Genomic DNA, 16856 nt, shown 5'->3' on the forward strand with positions numbered 1-16856 from the left:
CGCGCGATCTGTCGGCCGCAACCTCACGGCTGGCCGCGGCGCCGGGAACAGCAGTGAGGTTGCGCCCGGAGACGCCGCGGGCGGCCACCCCCGGTGAGGGGAGTGGCCGCCCGTGGGACGGAGACCAGGCTCAGCGCCTGCGCGCCTTGGCCTTCTTCGGCGGCGGCAGCGCACCCTCGGCGCGCAGCTTGGCGGCGTGCGCGGCCAGGGCGTCGACCAGCGACGGGACCAGCGCGTGCTCGGGCTGCACGTCGACGCGCAGGCCGAACTCGCGGGCGGTCTCGGCGGTGGCCGGGCCGATGCACGCGACGAGTGTGCGAGCGTGCGGCTTGCCGGCGATACCCACCAGGTTCCGGACGGTCGACGACGAGGTGAAGCACACGGCGTCGAAGCCACCGGTCTTGATGGCCTCGCGGATCGGCGCGGGCGGCGGGGCGGCCCGGACCGTCCGGTAGGCGGTGACGTCGTCGATCTCCCAGCCGCGGTCGCGCAGGCCGGCGGCGAGGGTCTCGGTGGCGATGTCGGCGCGCGGGAGCAGGACGCGGTCGACCGGGTCGAGGATGTCGTCGTAGGGCGGGAAGATCTCGAGCAGGCCCTCGGACGTGGACTGCTGCGACTCGTCGATGTCCGGGACGATCTCCGGGGCGATGCCGAACTCGCGGACCTTGGCCGCGGTGGCGGCGCCGACGCAGGCGATCTTGACTCCGGAGAAGGCGCGGGCGTCGAGGCCGAACTCGGCGAACTTCTCCCAGACCGCGCGCACGGCGTTGGTCGAGGTGAAGACGACCCACTGGTAGCGGCCGTCGACGAGGCCCTTGACGGCGCGTTCCATCTGGGTGGGCGAGCGGGGCGGCTCGACCGCGATGGTGGGCACCTCCTCGGGGATGGCGCCGTGGACGCGCAGCCGGTCGCTCATGGCGCCGGCCTGGTCCTTGGTGCGCGGGACGAGGACGCGCCAGCCGTAGAGGGCGCGCGACTCCCACCAGGACAGCTCGGCGCGCTCGGCGACCTCGGAGCCGACCGACAGCACGAGCGGGCCGTCGAGCTCGCCGGCGTCGCCCGCCATGGCGGCGAGCGTGGAGTCGATCGTCTTCTGGGTGTTGCGGGTGCCGCCGGCGGTGACGGCGACGCGGGTGTCGGCGGGGACGCCCTGGTCGGCCAGCGAGACGGCGACCTCGGACAGGTGCGCGGCCGTGGCGTGCAGCACGAGAGGTCCGGGGACCGACGCGATGCGCGCCCAGTCGACGCCCGCGCGGACGTCGGCCTCGACGTGCCCGGAGCCCAGCGGGACGCCCGCGTAGGCGGGGACGGCGGTGCCGGCGGGGACACCGGGCAGGACGTCGAAGGGGACGCCCGCCTTGGCGACGGCGCGTGCCTCGGCGATGACCGCGTCGGTGGTCATCGGATCGCCGCTGACGAGCCGGATCACGGCGCGGCCGGCGCCGGCCTCGGCGACCAGGTCGGCGGCGACGTCGGCGGGCTGACCGACGGCGGGGCGGACCTCGGCGCCCTCCGCGATGAGCGCGGTGATCTCCTCGGGTACGTCGGGGTCGGCGACGACGAGCGGCGCAGCCGCGATCGCGTCGCGCGCACGTACCGTCAGCAGTCCGGGGTCGCCCGGGCCGCTGCCCACGAAGGCGATCCGGCCGGGGGTTGGTGTGGCCTTTGTCATTCGGAACTCCCGATCCAGCGGTTCTCCTGGCGCCCGGCCGTTCCCGGCAACGTGTCGGCGCCCATGTCGAGAAGCTCCGCGGCGAGTGCCGCGCCGAGCTTCTCGGCGTCGTCGATCTCTCCCTGGGCGGAGGCGCGCAGCAGCGCGCCGTCCGCCGTGCCGACCACCGCGCGCAGCGACAGCCGGTCCACCACCCGTCCTGCGTCGTCGAGGTCGGAGACGACGTCGGCCAGCGCACCGATCGGCGCGCTGCAGCCTCCCTCGAGGGTCGCGAGGACGGCACGCTCGGCGGTGACGGCCGCACGGGCAGCCGGGTCGTCGAGCAGTGCGGTGAGCGCGAGCGCGAGCTCGTGCTCGGTGCTGCCGGGCGCACCGGCCCTGCACTCCAGTGCCAGCGCGCCCTGGGCGGGCGCGGGCAGCATCTGTACGGGTTCGAGGAGCTCGGTCGCCTCGTCGATGCGACCGAGCCTGCGCAGTCCGGCGGCGGCGACGATGACGCCGTCGAGCTCGCCGGAGCGGACCTTGCCGATCCGGGAGTCGACGTTGCCGCGGATGGGCACGACCTCGATGCCGAGGCCGAGGGCTTCGAGCTGGGCGGTGCGCCGCGGGGAACCGGTGCCGATGCGCGAGCCGGCCGACAGTTCGCCGAGGACCTTGCCGTCGCGGGCCACGAGGGCGTCGCGGGGGTCCTCCCGGCCGGGAACGGCGACGAGCACGAGCCGGGGGTCGGCCGCCGTCGGCAGGTCCTTGTAGGAGTGGACGGCGATGTCGACCTCGCCGGCGACGACGGCGTCGCGCACGGCGGAGACGAACACGCCGACGCCCAGCTCGGCGACGGGTGCGCCGGAGCGGTCGCCCGCGGTGGAGACGGGGACGAGCTCGGCGGCGTACCCGGCGGCGCGCAGGCGGTCGGCGATCTGCCCGGACTGTGCCATGGCGAGCGCGCTGGGCCGGGTCGCGATGCGAAGGGTCCCGCTCATCGGGTGACCTCCTCGTCGGCGCGGGGTTCACGGAGCTCGACGTTCAGCGCGGCGGCGACGTCGTCGCCGGGGCGGGCGGTGGTGCCGGTCATGCCGGGGGTGGCGACGGCCGCGGGTGTCTGCGGGTCGAGCTCGAACAGCAGCCGCAGCGCCTCGGCGTAGCTGTCGCCGTCGGGGCCTTCGGCGAGGCGTTTGACCTGCACCGTCGGGGTGTGGAGGAGCTTGTCGACGACGCGGCGCACCGACCGGGCGAACTCGTTGCGCACGTCGGGCTCGAGGTCGGGCAGCCGCGAGTCGAGCCGCAGCAGCTCGGCGTCGACGACCTCGGAGGCGCGCCGGCGCAGGGCGGTGACGGTGGGGGTGACCTCGGCGGAGCGCTGCGAGGCGAGGTAGGCCTGGGCCTCGTCGGCGACGATGGCCCGGGCGGCGGCGACGGCGTCGGCCCCGTCGAGGTCGACGCGGTCGGTGAGCCTGCGCTGCAACGTCTCCAGGTCGACGACGGTGACGCCGGGGACGTCGACGACGCTCGCGTCGACGTCGCGGGGCAGCCCGAGGTCGCACACGACGAGCGGGCGGCCGCCGGGGCGGCGGACGGCGGCGACGGCGTCGCGGTCGACGACGATGCCGACGGAGCCGGTGCAGGTGACGAGGACGTCGGCGTCGGCCAGCTCGGTGGGCAGCAGGTCGAGCGTGCCCGCGCGGGCGGGTGTGCCGGTCTCGGTGGTCTTGGCGGCGAGCCGCTCGGCGCGCTCCTCGGAGCGGTTGAGCACGACGATCTCGGCGGCACCGGCGCGGCGCAGGTGCGCGGCGGCGAGTGCCCCCATGGCGCCGGCGCCGACGACGACGGCCTTGACCCCGCCGAGGTCGCCGGGTTCGCGGCCGAGGCCGCGGGAGGCGTCGGCGAGGGCCTCGGAGACGACGGAGGCGCCCGCGGCGTCGATCCCGGTGCGGGCGTGGACGCGTTTGCCGACGCGCAGCGCCTGCTGGGACAGCTCGTGCAGGACTCGGCCGACGGTCTCGGCGTCGTCGGCGACCGCGTAGGCCGACCGCAGCTGGCCGAGGATCTGCGACTCGCCGACGACCATGGAGTCGAGCCCGGCCGACACCGCGAACAGGTGCTGCACGGCCGAGGCGGCGTAGTGCACGTACATGTGGTCGGTCAGGTCGGTCAGCGGCAGCCCGGAGTGCCGGGCGAGGACGCCGGTGACGTCGGTGAGACCGCCGTGGAAGGCATCGACGACCGCGTAGGCCTCGATCCTGTTGCACGTGGCGAGCAGCACGACCTCGCTGACGTGCTCCGCACGCAGCATCTCGTCGAGCAGCTTGGGCACGTCGTCCGGCCCGACCGTCGCCTTCTCGAGGAGGGCGACGGGCGCGGTCCGGTGGGACATGCCCACGACCAGCACACTCACCGCTATGACACCGCCGATCCGTTGACCGCCCCGTGACCGTTGGTGGCCGCGGGGCTGTTCGGCAGGGCCGCGAGGTGAGCGCCGGCCGTGCCGTCGAGGGGTACCCGCGCGGCGGCCTCGGAATCGCGCCGGCGGGCGACGTGGAAGGCCAGGACCTGGAGCTCGACTGCCAGGTCGACCTTGCGCACCTCCACCTGCGGCGGGACCTGCAGGACGACGGGGGCGAAGTTGAGGATGCACCGCACACCGGCGGCGACCAGCTGGTCGCAGACCGACTGGGCGGCAGGGCCCGGCGTCGCGACGAGACCGATGGTCACGCCCCGCTCGCGGCACACGCGCGCGATGTCGCGGACGTGGTCGACGAGGATGCCGTTGATGTGGATCCCGACGAGGTCGGGGTCGATGTCGAACAGGGCCGTGACGGGGAAGCCGCGGCCGACGAAGCCTCCGTAGCCGGCGAGGGCGTGCCCGAGGTTGCCGATGCCGACGACCGCGACGGTCTGCGGCTCGTCGAGTCCGAGGGTGCGCTCGATCTGGTGGTGCAGGGAGCGGACCTCGTAGCCGACGCCGCGGATGCCGTAGGAACCGATGTAGGAGAGGTCCTTGCGCAGCTTCGCCGAGTTGACCCCGCTCGCGGTGGCCAGCTCCTCGCTCGACACCGTGTCGGCGCCCTGCTCGGCGAACTCGCCGAGCATGCGCAGATACACCGCGAGCCGGGCGACGGTGGCCTCCGGGATCGCGCGCGTGACGGGAGCGGCGGCCGCGGGGGCGGCGCCGTCGGCGGGGCCCGTGCCGTTCGCGCCGGTCTGGGTGTCACCGGCGTGCGGCGGCAACGTCACGCTGGGGTCTCCTCGAGTTCACCCGGTCGCACACTCCGCGGCCGGCTCCGGCTCGCCGAGCCCAGCACGGGAAACCCGGATTCCGGGACCGGCGGGCGGCGATGCGAACACGGTAGCCGCTTGTGAAGGCCCGCACAAAGTTGCGATCTTGGTCGATGACGTGCTCATCCGTGGCATTCGTGGCACCGACCGGTGGGCGTGCCTGGGGTGCCGCTCACCGCCCGTGCGTGGGCCGGTACGGGTGTGGGCGACGGCTCGACGTGACCTGTCTCGCAACCCGGCGCGCCGGCCCCCCGACGCACGGTTCCCGGTGCCGCGGACCGCGGGCACCGGGAGCCGGTCGATCGTTCGAGGGGCGTCACGAGGCGGGCATCAGGACCTTGTCGATGACGAAGACGGTGGCGTTCTTGGTGGGGATGTTGCCGCACAGGACGGTGGCGGTGTTGCCCTTGCCGTCGGTGATCGTCGGCGCCGCCGCGGTGCCGCCGATCGTGAGGGTGCCGCCGGCGAGCTCGGTGGTGGTGCCCGCCGCGACGAGCGACTCGGCGTCGTAACGCTTGCCGACGACGTGGTACTGCAGCAGCGCGCCGAGCTTGTTCGGGTCGGCCAGCAGTGCGTTGAACGCCTCGTCGCCGACCTGCTTCTGGACCTCCTCGAACGCGGGGTTGGCGGGGGCGAACACGGTGATCGCCTGCTGGGAGTTCAGGGTGTCGGCCAGACCGGGCACCGCGCCGACGGCCTTCACCAGCGTGGTGAGCAGCGGGTTGGTGGACGCGGCGCTCGCCACGGGTTGCGGGCCCATGTTGTTCAGCGAGCCGGGCGCGTCGCCCTGCGGGAGCTGGGAGCAGGCCGGGCCGAACACGTCGGCGTTGGTGGTGACGCCGTCGCTCGCCGCCGCGGCCGAGGAGCTGGGGGCCGGGGCCATGGAGGAGGCCGACGAGGAGGCCGTCTGCGTCGACGGGGACTCGCTGCTGGAGCAGGCGGAGACCGCGACGGTCAGAGCGGCCATGACGCCGACCGCGGCGATGCGGGTGGTGAGCGTGCGCACTGGGACATCCTCCTCGAGCTGGGGCCGGACTGTCCGGACCTCGTGTCGGGACGTTCGGTCCGGGCCCGGGGCCGGTTCGGGGCCTTCGATAACGAAGCGGTCACGGAGTCCACTGTGGACTGAGCGCTGCGCGCGCCCCCGTGGCCGGAGCACGTCAGCTCACGGTGAAGATCGTCGCCGGCCAGCCCGACGCGCCGTCCGGGATCGGGTCGGCCCGCTGCTCGACCTGCGTCTCCCCGTCGGCGTCGGTGGCGCGGCACTGCACGGTGTGGCTGCCCGGGCGGAGGTCGAACGTCGTCCGCCACATGCGCCACGTCGCCCCCGACACCTCGGTGGCCAGGTCGGCCGCCTGCCACGGCCCACCGTCCATCCGCACCTCCACCTTCGAGATCCCCCGCGGTTGCGACCACGCGATCCCGGCCACGGTCACCGGCCCGGCCGCGACGGCGCCGAAGCCGCGCGGCAGGTCGATGCGCGACTCCGTCTTGATCGGCGCCTCCTGCGCCCACCCGTTGCGCAGCCAGTACGACCGCCGCGCCCCGAACGTCGTCAGCTCCATGTCGGTGATCCACTTCGTCGCCGACACGAAGCCGTACAACCCCGGAACGACCATGCGCACCGGGAAGCCGTGCCCGGCCGGCAGCGGCTCGCCGTTCATCGCGATCGCGAGCATCGCGTCGCGGTCGGGCTCCATCACGACGTCGGTCGGGGTGCCGGCGGTCCAGCCGTCGTTGCTCGTCGTGAAGATCTGCTCGGCCCCCCGCCCGACGCCGACCTCGGCGAGCAGCTCGCGCAGCGGCACCCCGACGAACGTCGCCGTCGAGATCAGCGAGCCGCCGACCTCGTTGGACACGCACGTCATCGTGATCGTCTTCTCGATCATCGGCCGGGCCAGCAGGTCGTCGAAGCGCACCGTCCGCTCCCGCTCGACCATGCCGTGGATGCGCAACGACCAGTCCGCCGCCTCCTGCGCAGGGATCCGCAGCGCCGTGTCGATCCGGTAGAAGTCGCGGTTCGACGTGACGAACGGCGTCGTGCCCAGCTCGGCCGCCCAGTCGACGCCGGCCGGGATCGCGGGCGCCCGGCGCACCACGTCCAGCGCGCCCAGCCGGGCCGCGACCTGCGCCCGCGACGACTCGATCCCACCGCCCAGCGCGATCCCGCCGGCCCCGGCCGCGAGCGCGCCCAGCCCCACCACCGCGGAGGTGCCGACGAGCACGCGCCGCCGCGACACCCCACCCTCGGGCGTCGGCGTCACCGGCGTCTGCGCGGCGAGAGCGAGCGTGTGCAGCCGCCGGAACACCGGCACGCCCACCGCGATCGACGCCGCCGGCGCCACCACGTCGAGCGGCGCGAACGCCGGCGCCACCGCCACCGCGGCGAGGCCGAGCAGGCCCAGGACCACGACCGTCACCACGCCCGGTCGCGGCGACCGGCGCGACGCCAGCCCCGCCACCGCGGCGACCACCACCATGACGACGGCGATGCCCGCGAGCAGGACCGGCTTGTCGGCAGTGCCGAACGTCGCCTTGGCGAACTCGACCAGCGGCTGCGGCGAGAGCCGGATCGCCTCGTCGCCCACCGCCACGAACGGCGACGACGCGGGCGAGACCACACCCGCGACCAGATGCCCGACCGCCACGGCGGCGCCCACCGACAGCAGTCCGATCGTCGCCGCGACGAGCCGCGGGATCGCCGGGGCCGTCGGTGAGCCGGTCCGGTCTCGTGGCGCCGCGGTGGTCATGTCACGTCGTTCGCGCGGGAGGCGCCACGCGGTTCACCGCTCAGCCGAGCGCCGCACGCAGCGCCGCCTCGTCGACCTTCCACGTCGTGTGCTCGGCGCCGTCGACCATGACGACCGGGATGCGGTCGCCGAACTCGGCGCGCAGCTCCGGGTCGCCGTCGACGTCGACGGCCGACCAGCCCACGCCGAGGTCGTCGCAGATCCGCGCGACGTCGGCCTCGGCCCGCTCGCACGCCGAGCAGTTCACCCGCGTCAGCACCGTCACCCGCGCGTCGGTCATCAGTGCACCTTCTCCGTGTAGGGATGTCCCGCGCGCGGCACCGCGCGCCCGGGTCAGAGTTTGCGCCGGGCCACCTTGCCGGTCGGCGTCCGGGGCAGGGCGTCGACGAACTCGACCACCGCGGGCACCTTGAACCGGGCGAGCCGCTCCCGGCAGTGGGCCACGACGTCGTCCTCGGTGAGCTCCGCGCCGGGGACCCGCACGACGACGGCCCGCACCGCCTCGCCCGTCCGGTCGTCGGGGATGCCGACGACCGCCGCTTCCGCCACCGCGTCCAGCTCGGCGAGGACCTGCTCTACCTCGCGCGGGTAGACGTTGAAGCCGTTGACGATCACCAGGTCCGACGAGCGGTCCACGAGGTGGAGGTCGCCGTCGGCGTCGAGGTAGCCGACGTCGGCGGTGCGGAACCAGCCCCCGGCGTCCGGACCGCCGTGGCCGTCGGGCCAGTACCCGGAGAAGAGGTGCGGGCCGCGGGTGGCGACGAGGCCGGTGTCCTCGTCGTCGGAACCGTCCTCCATGCCCTGCTCGGCCGTGTCGGCGGCGGCGTTGCCCGCGACGGGGGCGCCCTCGGCGTCGACCAGGCGCAGCTCGACCCCGGGCAGCGGCGCGCCGACCGACCCCGGCTTCGCCCGCCCGCCGACGAGCGTGCTGGTCAGCACCGGTCCGCACTCGCTGAGGCCGTAGCCCTCGTAGAGGTCGAGGCCCGTCGTGTCGCGGAACGCCGCGAGCCACTCCCGCGGCAACGGCGCGCCTCCCGACGTGCACAGCCGCACCCCGGCGAACGCCGCACGCAGCTGCTCGGGCGGCAGGTCGAGCAGCGCCCGGTACATCGACGGCACCCCGCCGACGACGCTGACCCGCTCCCGCGTGAGCAGCTCCACGGACTGCTCGGGCTCGAACCGCCGGGTGAGGACGGCCGTCGCCCCCGCGTGGCAGACCTGCAGCAGGCCCGCGGCCAGCCCGAACACGTGGAACAGCGGCAGGGAGAGAAGGACCCGGTCGACGGCGGTGACCGGCGCGGGTCGCACGGCCCCCTGCTGCACGCGGTTCGCGATCAACGCGCGGTGCGACAGCATCACCCCACGGGGTGTCCCGGTCGTCCCCGACGTGTAGACGACGAGCGCGATCGCCTCGCCGCCGGACGGCCCGCCGGGCCCTGCCCCCACGCCGTCCGCGACACGCTCGACACCCCTGCCGCTCACCGATCGTTCGTGACCGCTGCGCGCACCTCCCGTCGACGACACGTCGGGCGGCGCGACCGACGCGATCGACGAGCGGCCGTTGATCGATTCCGCGATGCGGCCATCCGAGTCCGCGACGACCACGCTCGGTGAGCAGTTGATCAGCACTGCGTCGAGTTCTCGCGGGACCGACCGAGGCGCGACGGGCACCGCGACCGCGTCGGCGCGCAGCGTCCCGAACAGCGAGACGCACAGGGGCGCACCGTTGTCGAGGGCGATGACGACGCGGTCGCCGGCCCCGACCCCGGCGGCGCGCAGGCGCTCCGTCTCGTCGTCCACGGCGGCGTCGAACTCGGCCCAGGTCAGCGACGTCCCCGCCGACACGTCGACGATCGCCGCCGCGTCCGGGGTCCGTCGCGCGGCGCGGCGGACGAGATCGGCGAGATGCGTCGGGGTGTCGGCCCCGCCCGCTGCGGAGGCCTCGTCCTGCTGGCTCTGCACGGCGGTTCTCCCTCGGTCTCGGACGGTCGGAACAAGCCTCGGCGAGTGTGGCACGTGCCGCGCGGCAGCCCCTCCCGGAACGGAGCAAGGGGTGCCACCCAGAGTGACGATGGCCACTCGACGAGGCGAGAACCGTTCACCGTAAGTAGTCGTCCGCTCACCGGATGCCCGCGTGGACGACTGGCGGTGCGCCGTTGGAGGCCCCTCGATCGGTCGTATGCTCCGCCGCTACAAACACCCCAACGCCGGACCGCACGGTTCGACGCGAAGACTCACCCGAGGGAGTGGCATGCAGCTCGTCACCAGCGCACCGCCGGCCTCAGCGCCGAGCACCGCCTGGCGGCCCGTTGCGGCCGGTGAGGCGCGCCGCGCCCCATGACCCGATCCATGCGACCGCCGCGGCTCGTCCGTACGGACCCGGCCGCCCCTCCGGCGGCCGGGGTGCCCGTGCCCCCCGCGCCGCGGCCGACCGAGCCGGCTCCGGCCGGGTGCCCCGACACCCGGCCGTCCGGCGGTCCGGCGCCGATGCCGGTGCAGCGGCCGGGAGACACCCCGGCCGCGCAGCGCGGCGACGCCGGTCCGGGACGCACCGTCCCGGGCGACACGACCCGGCACCCCGGGCCCGACGCCCACCCGTCGACGCAGCGGGAGGAACCACACGTGACCGCAGCCGCCGAGCTCCTCGAACCCGAGGACGGCGAAGGCTCGTGGGCACTGGTGAAGGCGAGCCAGAACGGCGACACCGCAGCGTTCGGCCGGCTGTACGAGCGCTACCACGACGTCGTGTTCCGCTACATCGTGTACCGGATGGGTGACCGCCAGACCGCCGAGGACCTCACCCACGAGACGTTCCTCCGGGCCCTGCGCCGCATCAACTCCGTCACCTACCAGGGTCGCGACATCGGGGCCTGGTTCGTGACCATCGCCCGCAACCTCGTGTTCGACCAGGTCAAGTCGAGCCGCCACCGCCTCGAGTCGACGACGGACAACATCGTCGACATCGCGCCGCCGACCACCGAGGGGCCGGAGCAGCTCGTCCTGGAGGGCGCCGCCCGCGACGCCCTGCTCCGCGCGATCGACCTGCTCAACCCGGACCAGCGCGAGTGCATCGTGCTGCGCTTCCTCAACGGTCTCTCCGTCGCCGAGACGGCCGTGAAGATGGACCGCAACGAAGGTGCGGTGAAGGCCCTGCAGCACCGGGCCGTGAAACGGCTCGCCCAGCTGATGCCGGACGGTGTCCGATGACACCCTCCCCGGCGGCGCGCCATATCGCCGACGCGCCTTCCGTTGTTACAGGTTCGGCGAGTGACCTCCTCGATGCGGTGAACGGTCTGAACGACGTAACCACCAGCGTTTCCCGTCGTTGTGCTTGTCAACGTCGGGAAAGCGCAGCGATGTGCGACAGCGCAGGGATGCAGTGAGGACGGCCAACATGCCCGCCGGTCAGGGCAAGGACCCACAGCGGTACGCCGCATGGGAGGAGTCGGGGTCACCCCTCGACCCACCCGTGGAGGACGAGTTCGAGCACGAGCTGGCGCTCGCCGCCGCGCTCGACCGCAGCCTGCCGTCGCTCTCGCCGACGGCCGACGAGTCCGCGCGGATGCAGGCCCGTATGGAGGCCATGCTCGCGCAGCTCGGCGGTGGCCCCTCGGGACCGCCGCCCGGCCCGCGCCCCGGGCCCCCGCGCGCCGCGTTCGCCTCGCCGTTCCCCGAGTCCGCCACCGAGCGCACCACGCGCATCGAGCGGATCCGTGACGACGCCCCGCCCGCGTCTCCCGCCGCACCCACGGTGCGCCGCGAGCCCACGCAGGCCTTCGACGCCGCCGACCTCATGGCCGAGGTCGCGGCGGCGGGCGTCGAGGAGCAGCCGACCCCGTCCACGGCGTCGTCTTCGACGTCGTCGCCGGTCTCGTCCTCGGGGAAGGGCGACGAGACCGACGACGACGCGGCAGCCGATGCAGGCCACACCCCCACTGTCGCGCGCCGACGCCGGGCCCGGCACACGCTGCCCCGCGGCTACAAGGACCGCCCGGACAACGCCGGCGGCTCGACCCGCCCCACACGCCCCTCGGGCCGCAGGCGGATCGGGATCGTCGCAGGTGCCGCGCTGTTCGTCATGGTCGCGCTGACCGGCGGCGGCATGCTCGTCAGCCAGAACGCGCTCCCGGGCGACTCCCTCTACGGCGTCAAGCGCGCCGCCGAGTCCTTCGGCTCGGTGTTCACCTTCGGCTCCGACGCCAAGGCCCGCCGCCAGATCGACCTGGCGTCGGCCCGGCTCACCGAGATCGAGCAGCTCGCCGCCCGCGGCAGCAACGACCCCGCGGTCCTCTCCTCGGCGATCGACGACTTCGACAACGCCACCAGCGAAGGCTCCCGGCTCGTGCTCGCCGGCGCCGAGGGCGCCGGCCCCGCCGGCCTGAGCGACCTGCACACCTGGGCCACCCAGTCCTCGGCCCGGTTGACCTCACTGAAGTCGACCCTGCCCCAGCCCGCCGACGCCGACCACTCCATCGAGCTGCTCGACCGCGTGGCCGACCGCTCCGCGAAGATTCAGTCCCGGATGGCGTGCAGCGACGTCTCCGACGGATCCGACGACCTCGGACCGATCCCCGCCAACGGCGCGTGCACCCCGCGCACCGAGTCCGACGGCTCCACCGGCGGCTCGCCGATGTCGGCCCGCGCCGGCTCGTCGCAGACGCAGAGCAACAGCAGCTCGGGTACGCAGACCGCGTCCGCCACACCCGAGTCCGGTGCGGCCACGACCGACGGCACCGGTGCCCCCGGGCTCCTGCCCGACCTCGGTGCCGACGGCCTGCCCCTGACCGACTCGACGACCGACAGCGGCCAGTCCGCCGGCCCCAGCACCACCACGTCGGCACCCGCCCAGCGCGGGCTGCTGCCGCCCATCACGCTGCCGCCGCTGCTGCCGGGCACGTCCGGCATCACCCTCGGCGGCTGAGCGAGCCCCGACCCCGCACGTCGAGGCCGTCGCGATCATCGCGGCGGCCTCGCGGCGTCCCACGACCTGGCCGGCGCGGCGGCCGTGACGTGCCCCGCCGTTCCGTGGCGGCCACCCGGCGCGACCGGCCGACGACGCTACGCTGAGCCCTGACCGTCCATGCCGCGACCCGGAGGCGCCCGAGTGGTTGCACAGCCTGACGCCGAGGTCGGCGACGGTCGTCCGGAGGTGGCCGGGATCGCCGAGTCGCACGCCGTGATCGACCGGGTCACCGCCCTCGACCCCGCCCGCCGCGCCGGGGAGGCCGCCGCCGCGGCCGCCGTCGCCGCCGGTGCGGAACCCGACGTCGAGGCCCCCACCACCGACCTCACCGCTGCCGCGTTCTTCGACGTCGACAACACCATGATGGTCGGCGCGTCGATCTTCCACTTCGCCCGCGGGCTCGCCGCGCGGAAGTTCTTCACGACGTCCGACCTGCTCGGCTTCGCCTGGGACCAGGTGAAGTTCCGGGTCGGCGGCCGCGAGTCCGACGTCAGCGGCCACCGCGACACCGCCCTGTCGTTCGTCGCGGGCCGGCCCGTCGCCGAGGTCGTCGCCCTCGGCGAGGAGATCTACGACGAGCTGATGGCCGACCGCATCTGGTCGGGCACCCGCGCACTCGCCCAGATGCACCTCGACGCCGGGCAGCGCGTCTGGCTCGTCACCGCCACCCCCGTCGAGCTCGCCCTGATCATCGCCCGCCGCCTCGGCCTCACCGGGGCGCTCGGGACGGTCGCCGAGAGCGTCGACGGCCACTACACGGGGCGGCTCGTCGGCGAGATCCTGCACGGGCCCGCCAAGGCGCACGCCGTCCGCGCCCTGGCCGTCGCCGAAGGGCTCGACCTGCGGCGCTGCAGCGCCTACTCCGACTCCGTCAACGACGTGCCGATGCTCTCCGCCGTCGGCACCGCCGTCGCCGTCAACCCCGACTCGGAGCTGCGCGACACCGCCAAGCAGCGCGGCTGGCAGATCCGCGACTTCCGGACCGGCCGCAAGGCCGCCAGGATCGGCGTCCCGTCGGTGCTGGGTGCGGGCGTCGTCGCCGGGGCGATCGCCGCGGGCGTCGCGTACCGGAAGCGCTGATCCCCTTCGTCAGCCGAGGAACGCGTTGCGGCGCTGGGAGAGCAGCCGGTACAGGGTGTGCTGGATCGTCTCCCGGACCTGGTCGGTCAGGTTGAACACCAGCATGGGGTCGTCGGCGTCGACGGAGTCGAAGGTGTCGGTGCGGATGGGCTCACCGAACTCGATGTACCACTTCGACGGCAGCGGCACCGCCCCCAGCGGCCCGAGCAGCGGGAACGTCGGCGTCACCGGGAAGTACGGCGCCCCGAACAGCCGCGCCAACGGCTTGATGTCGCCGATCTTCGGATAGATCTCCTCCGCGCCGACGATCGCGCACGGGATGATCGGCACACCCGTCCGCAGCGCCGCCGACACGAACCCGCCCCGGCCGAACCGCTGCAGCTTGTACCGGTCGCGGAACGGCTTGCCGATCCCCTTGAAACCCTCCGGCCACACCCCGACCAGCTCACCCGACGACAACAGCCGCTCCGCGTCGGGGTTGCACGCCAGCGTCGCGCCCTGCTTGCGGGTCAACGCGCCGAGGACGGGCAGCCGGAACACCAGGTCGGCCCCGAGCATCCGCAGGTGACGCTCCGCGGGATGGTCGTCGTGCAGCGCGACCGCGGTCATCAGCGAGTCGAGCGGCAACGTCCCCGAATGGTTGGCCACCACCAGCGCCCCGCCGACGTCGGGCACGTTGTTCATACCGATCGTCTCCACCCGGAACCACGACCGGTACAGCGGCCGCAGCGCCGGGATCAGGACGTTGTCGGTGAGGTCGGGGTCGAAGCCGAACTCGTCGACGGCGTAGTCGCCGTCGAGACGGCGACGCAGGAACGTGAACAGCCGCTCGACGGTCTCCTCCGCCGCAGACGGCCCCGGCTCCTCGGGCGGCGCGGCGTCCGGGTGGGCGGCCGTCGCCTCCTCCGCCGTCGTCGACGTCTCCGCCGCCTTCCGCCTGCGCCGTGCGCCCTCGGCCCGCAACGGGATGACCCGCGCACCCGCGGCGTCCCCGGCAGACTGCTCGGGGCGCACCTCCTGGTCGTCGCCGGGTGCGGTGCGCGCCCGCCCGTTCCGGGTCCTGTCGTCCGCCACGTTCCCGCTTCCCGCTCGCACACCTCGGCCCCGCGTCGTCCCGGCCGACGTCGCCGCCGCGTCCGGCCCCGTCCCGGGCCTGTCGGTCCTGCCCCCGCGCGGCCGCCGCGCCGGCGACGGCTTCCGCGGGCCACGGCCCGTCGGCGCGTCCGCCTCCGACCCGGTGCCGCGCTGTGCGGGCACCTGCGGGTCGGGGACCGACCCGCCGCCGCGTCCTGCCGCCTCCGCCCGGCGGGCCCGGCCCGCGCGCGGCGGCGGCCCGGGACGGCCGTGCCCGGCACCGGGCTCCGGCGTGCCCGGCGTGTGGGGCGCGTCGTCGCTCATCCGAGCGCCTTCGCCGCAGCCAGCGCACCACGTTCGGCGACGTCGACCCAGCCGCCGCCCACGACGGGCCGCAACGCGCGGCCACGGACGTAGTCGTCGAACGCCTGCGCCGTCGTCCAGCGCGGGGTGAAGCCGAACTCCTCACGCAGCCGCCGGGTGTCGACGACGCGGCCGAAGTTCAGGAACCGCATCTGCTCCGGTGAGAAGTCGACGATCCGGGCCGACCGGAACAGCCGCCCCACCGGGCCCACCGCGGGCTGCGGCACCGGCAGCGGCACCCGCCCGGCCCGGCGGATCGCCTGCGACAGCAACAGCACACCGTCGGCCGCCACGTTGTAGACGCCGGGCAGCTCCTCCGTCGCGGCCCGCTGCAGCACGACCAAGGCGTCCTCCTCGTGCACCAGCTGCACGCGGGCGTCGTACCCCAGGACCGTCGGGATCACCGGCAGCGCGAAGTACCGCGTCAGCACGGTGTCGATCCGCGGCCCGATGAAGTTCGCGAACCGCAGCACCGTCACGTCGACGTCGGGGCGGCGGCGGGCGAACCCGCGCAGGTAGCCCTCGATCTCCGAGGCATCCTTGCCGTACCCGCCCGACGACATCTCCTTGGGCGTCATCGCCTCGTCGAACAGCGCCGGGTCGCGGGAGCTCGAGCCGTACACCGCCGTCGTCGACTTGAGGACGACACGCGTCACCGACGCGGCCTTCTGGCAGGCGGCGAGGAGCTGCATCGTCCCGATGACGTTCATCTCCTTCATCGCCGTCCGCCCACCCACACGAGCCGGGCTCGCAGAGACCGAGGCGTGCACGACGGTGCTCACCGACGCACTGGAGATGACCTTGGAGATGAGCGGGTTGCGGATGTCGGCGCGCACGAACTCGGCGCGCCCCATGCGACGCAACAGATCACGGGGCGGCGGCACGGTGTCGACACCGAGCACCCGATCGATCGAGGGGTCCGCGGCGAGCCGGGCGGCGAGATGCCCACCCAGGAAACCGCTCACGCCGGTGACCAGGACGACGGAAGGAGCCACGGGGCCTCACAGAACGCGCTCGGAGGTCCCCGATGCTAGACCCACCCGGACTGCTCGGGGGGACCGATCAGGAAAAGGCTGTGTGACAGAGAGGAACCGACCCGTCACCGGCCGCCCGGGAACCGGGCGACCGGTGACGCGGTCACTTGCCGAGCTTGCGACGCTGGACGCGGGTCTTGCGCAGCAGCTTGCGGTGCTTCTTCTTCGACATACGCTTGCGGCGCTTCTTGATGACCGAGCCCATGCGGGTTCCTTCCTGATACGACGTGCGAGGTCCGCTGCGCGGCACCCGGAGGACCCAGGGAGCCACACGAGCATGGCGTACCGGGGCACGCCGACATCATGCCCACCCTGACGGGTGGACGATGCTGAACGGCCATGCTACCCGCCGGGATCCGCGACCCCATGCGCCGGTTCGGGCCGTGACCGGCCCGGGAACTTCTATCCCGCGTCGAAGTACGCGGAGCGCAGGTACTCCTCCACGGCGCGCTTGGGCACGCGGAACGACCTGCCGACCCGTGCGGCCGGGAGCTCACCACCGTGGACCAACCGGTACACGGTCATCTTCGACACGCGCATCATGGCAGCGACCTCGGCGACGGTCAGGAACTGCACCTGGGCCAGGTTGAGCTGCTCGGGCTGCTCGGACGGCATCCGAACACCGCCTTCCGCTCTCGCACCGTCCG

15 protein-coding genes are annotated in these 16856 nt (G+C 74.1%); 3 read left to right on the forward strand and 12 right to left on the reverse strand.

Features of this window, described 5'->3' with window-relative positions; all coding sequences use genetic code 11:
- Window positions 1-130 precede the first annotated feature (130 nt).
- The 8 genes from PSU4_RS05470 to PSU4_RS05505 all read right to left on the reverse strand — a co-directional run bounded on the left by PSU4_RS05470 (window position 131) and on the right by PSU4_RS05505 (window position 9657).
- The gene (locus PSU4_RS05470) at window positions 131-1672 is read right to left on the reverse strand and encodes a bifunctional uroporphyrinogen-III C-methyltransferase/uroporphyrinogen-III synthase (RefSeq protein ID WP_147103021.1); all 1542 of its coding nucleotides are present in this window, start codon (window positions 1670-1672) and stop codon (window positions 131-133) included.
- Window positions 1669-2652 (reverse strand): hydroxymethylbilane synthase, encoded by a 984-nt coding sequence (hemC, locus tag PSU4_RS05475; protein ID WP_147103023.1) that lies wholly within the window; start codon window positions 2650-2652, stop codon window positions 1669-1671. Before hemC ends, PSU4_RS05470 begins: the two co-directional genes overlap by 4 nt.
- On the reverse strand, window positions 2649-4064 hold the full coding sequence (locus PSU4_RS05480) for a glutamyl-tRNA reductase (RefSeq protein WP_147103024.1): 1416 nt from the start codon (window positions 4062-4064) through the stop codon (window positions 2649-2651). The genes hemC and PSU4_RS05480 overlap by 4 nt, the downstream gene beginning before the upstream one ends.
- Before the next feature lie 2 nt (window positions 4065-4066).
- A complete protein-coding gene (locus PSU4_RS05485; protein ID WP_147103026.1) occupies window positions 4067-4903 on the reverse strand; it encodes a redox-sensing transcriptional repressor Rex in 837 nt (278 codons plus the stop codon).
- 358 nt (window positions 4904-5261) lie between these two features.
- Entirely contained in the window at window positions 5262-5912 is a 651-nt protein-coding gene (locus PSU4_RS05490) for a fasciclin domain-containing protein (RefSeq protein ID WP_147103105.1), read from the reverse strand.
- A gap of 193 nt (window positions 5913-6105) precedes the next feature.
- Window positions 6106-7695 carry a molybdopterin-dependent oxidoreductase gene (locus PSU4_RS05495; RefSeq protein WP_147103028.1) on the reverse strand — a complete coding sequence of 530 codons (1590 nt, stop codon included), beginning with the start codon at window positions 7693-7695 and terminating at the stop codon, window positions 6106-6108.
- A 40-nt stretch (window positions 7696-7735) separates the two neighbouring features.
- Window positions 7736-7975 carry a glutaredoxin family protein gene (locus PSU4_RS05500; RefSeq protein WP_147103030.1) on the reverse strand — a complete coding sequence of 80 codons (240 nt, stop codon included), beginning with the start codon at window positions 7973-7975 and terminating at the stop codon, window positions 7736-7738.
- 53 nt (window positions 7976-8028) lie between these two features.
- Window positions 8029-9657 carry an AMP-binding protein gene (locus PSU4_RS05505; protein ID WP_147103031.1) on the reverse strand — a complete coding sequence of 543 codons (1629 nt, stop codon included), beginning with the start codon at window positions 9655-9657 and terminating at the stop codon, window positions 8029-8031.
- A 525-nt stretch (window positions 9658-10182) separates the two neighbouring features.
- Here PSU4_RS05505 and PSU4_RS05510 point away from each other — a divergent pair.
- The 3 genes from PSU4_RS05510 to PSU4_RS05520 all read left to right on the forward strand — a co-directional run bounded on the left by PSU4_RS05510 (window position 10183) and on the right by PSU4_RS05520 (window position 13738).
- The gene (locus tag PSU4_RS05510) at window positions 10183-10902 is read left to right on the forward strand and encodes a sigma-70 family RNA polymerase sigma factor (RefSeq protein ID WP_147103033.1); all 720 of its coding nucleotides are present in this window, start codon (window positions 10183-10185) and stop codon (window positions 10900-10902) included.
- Window positions 10903-11089: 187 nt separating this feature from the next.
- Entirely contained in the window at window positions 11090-12616 is a 1527-nt protein-coding gene (locus PSU4_RS05515; protein ID WP_147103034.1) for a DUF5667 domain-containing protein, read from the forward strand.
- Between the two features lie 183 nt (window positions 12617-12799).
- Window positions 12800-13738: an HAD family hydrolase gene (locus PSU4_RS05520; protein WP_246114951.1), complete on the forward strand. Its 939-nt coding sequence runs from the start codon at window positions 12800-12802 to the stop codon at window positions 13736-13738.
- A 9-nt stretch (window positions 13739-13747) separates the two neighbouring features.
- Here PSU4_RS05520 and PSU4_RS05525 read toward each other — a convergent pair whose 3' ends face one another.
- The 4 genes from PSU4_RS05525 to PSU4_RS05540 all read right to left on the reverse strand — a co-directional run bounded on the left by PSU4_RS05525 (window position 13748) and on the right by PSU4_RS05540 (window position 16824).
- On the reverse strand, window positions 13748-14812 hold the full coding sequence (locus PSU4_RS05525) for a lysophospholipid acyltransferase family protein (RefSeq protein WP_246114952.1): 1065 nt from the start codon (window positions 14810-14812) through the stop codon (window positions 13748-13750).
- A gap of 320 nt (window positions 14813-15132) precedes the next feature.
- Window positions 15133-16170: an NAD-dependent epimerase/dehydratase family protein gene (locus PSU4_RS05530; RefSeq protein ID WP_147103036.1), complete on the reverse strand. Its 1038-nt coding sequence runs from the start codon at window positions 16168-16170 to the stop codon at window positions 15133-15135.
- A 142-nt stretch (window positions 16171-16312) separates the two neighbouring features.
- Window positions 16313-16414 carry a 30S ribosomal protein bS22 gene (locus PSU4_RS05535; RefSeq protein WP_010241351.1) on the reverse strand — a complete coding sequence of 34 codons (102 nt, stop codon included), beginning with the start codon at window positions 16412-16414 and terminating at the stop codon, window positions 16313-16315.
- A gap of 197 nt (window positions 16415-16611) precedes the next feature.
- Window positions 16612-16824 carry a helix-turn-helix domain-containing protein gene (locus tag PSU4_RS05540; protein ID WP_013677658.1) on the reverse strand — a complete coding sequence of 71 codons (213 nt, stop codon included), beginning with the start codon at window positions 16822-16824 and terminating at the stop codon, window positions 16612-16614.
- Window positions 16825-16856: the final 32 nt, after the last annotated feature.

The sequence above is a fragment of the Pseudonocardia sulfidoxydans NBRC 16205 genome (genome assembly GCF_007989085.1).
GTDB lineage: Bacteria > Actinomycetota > Actinomycetes > Mycobacteriales > Pseudonocardiaceae > Pseudonocardia > Pseudonocardia sulfidoxydans.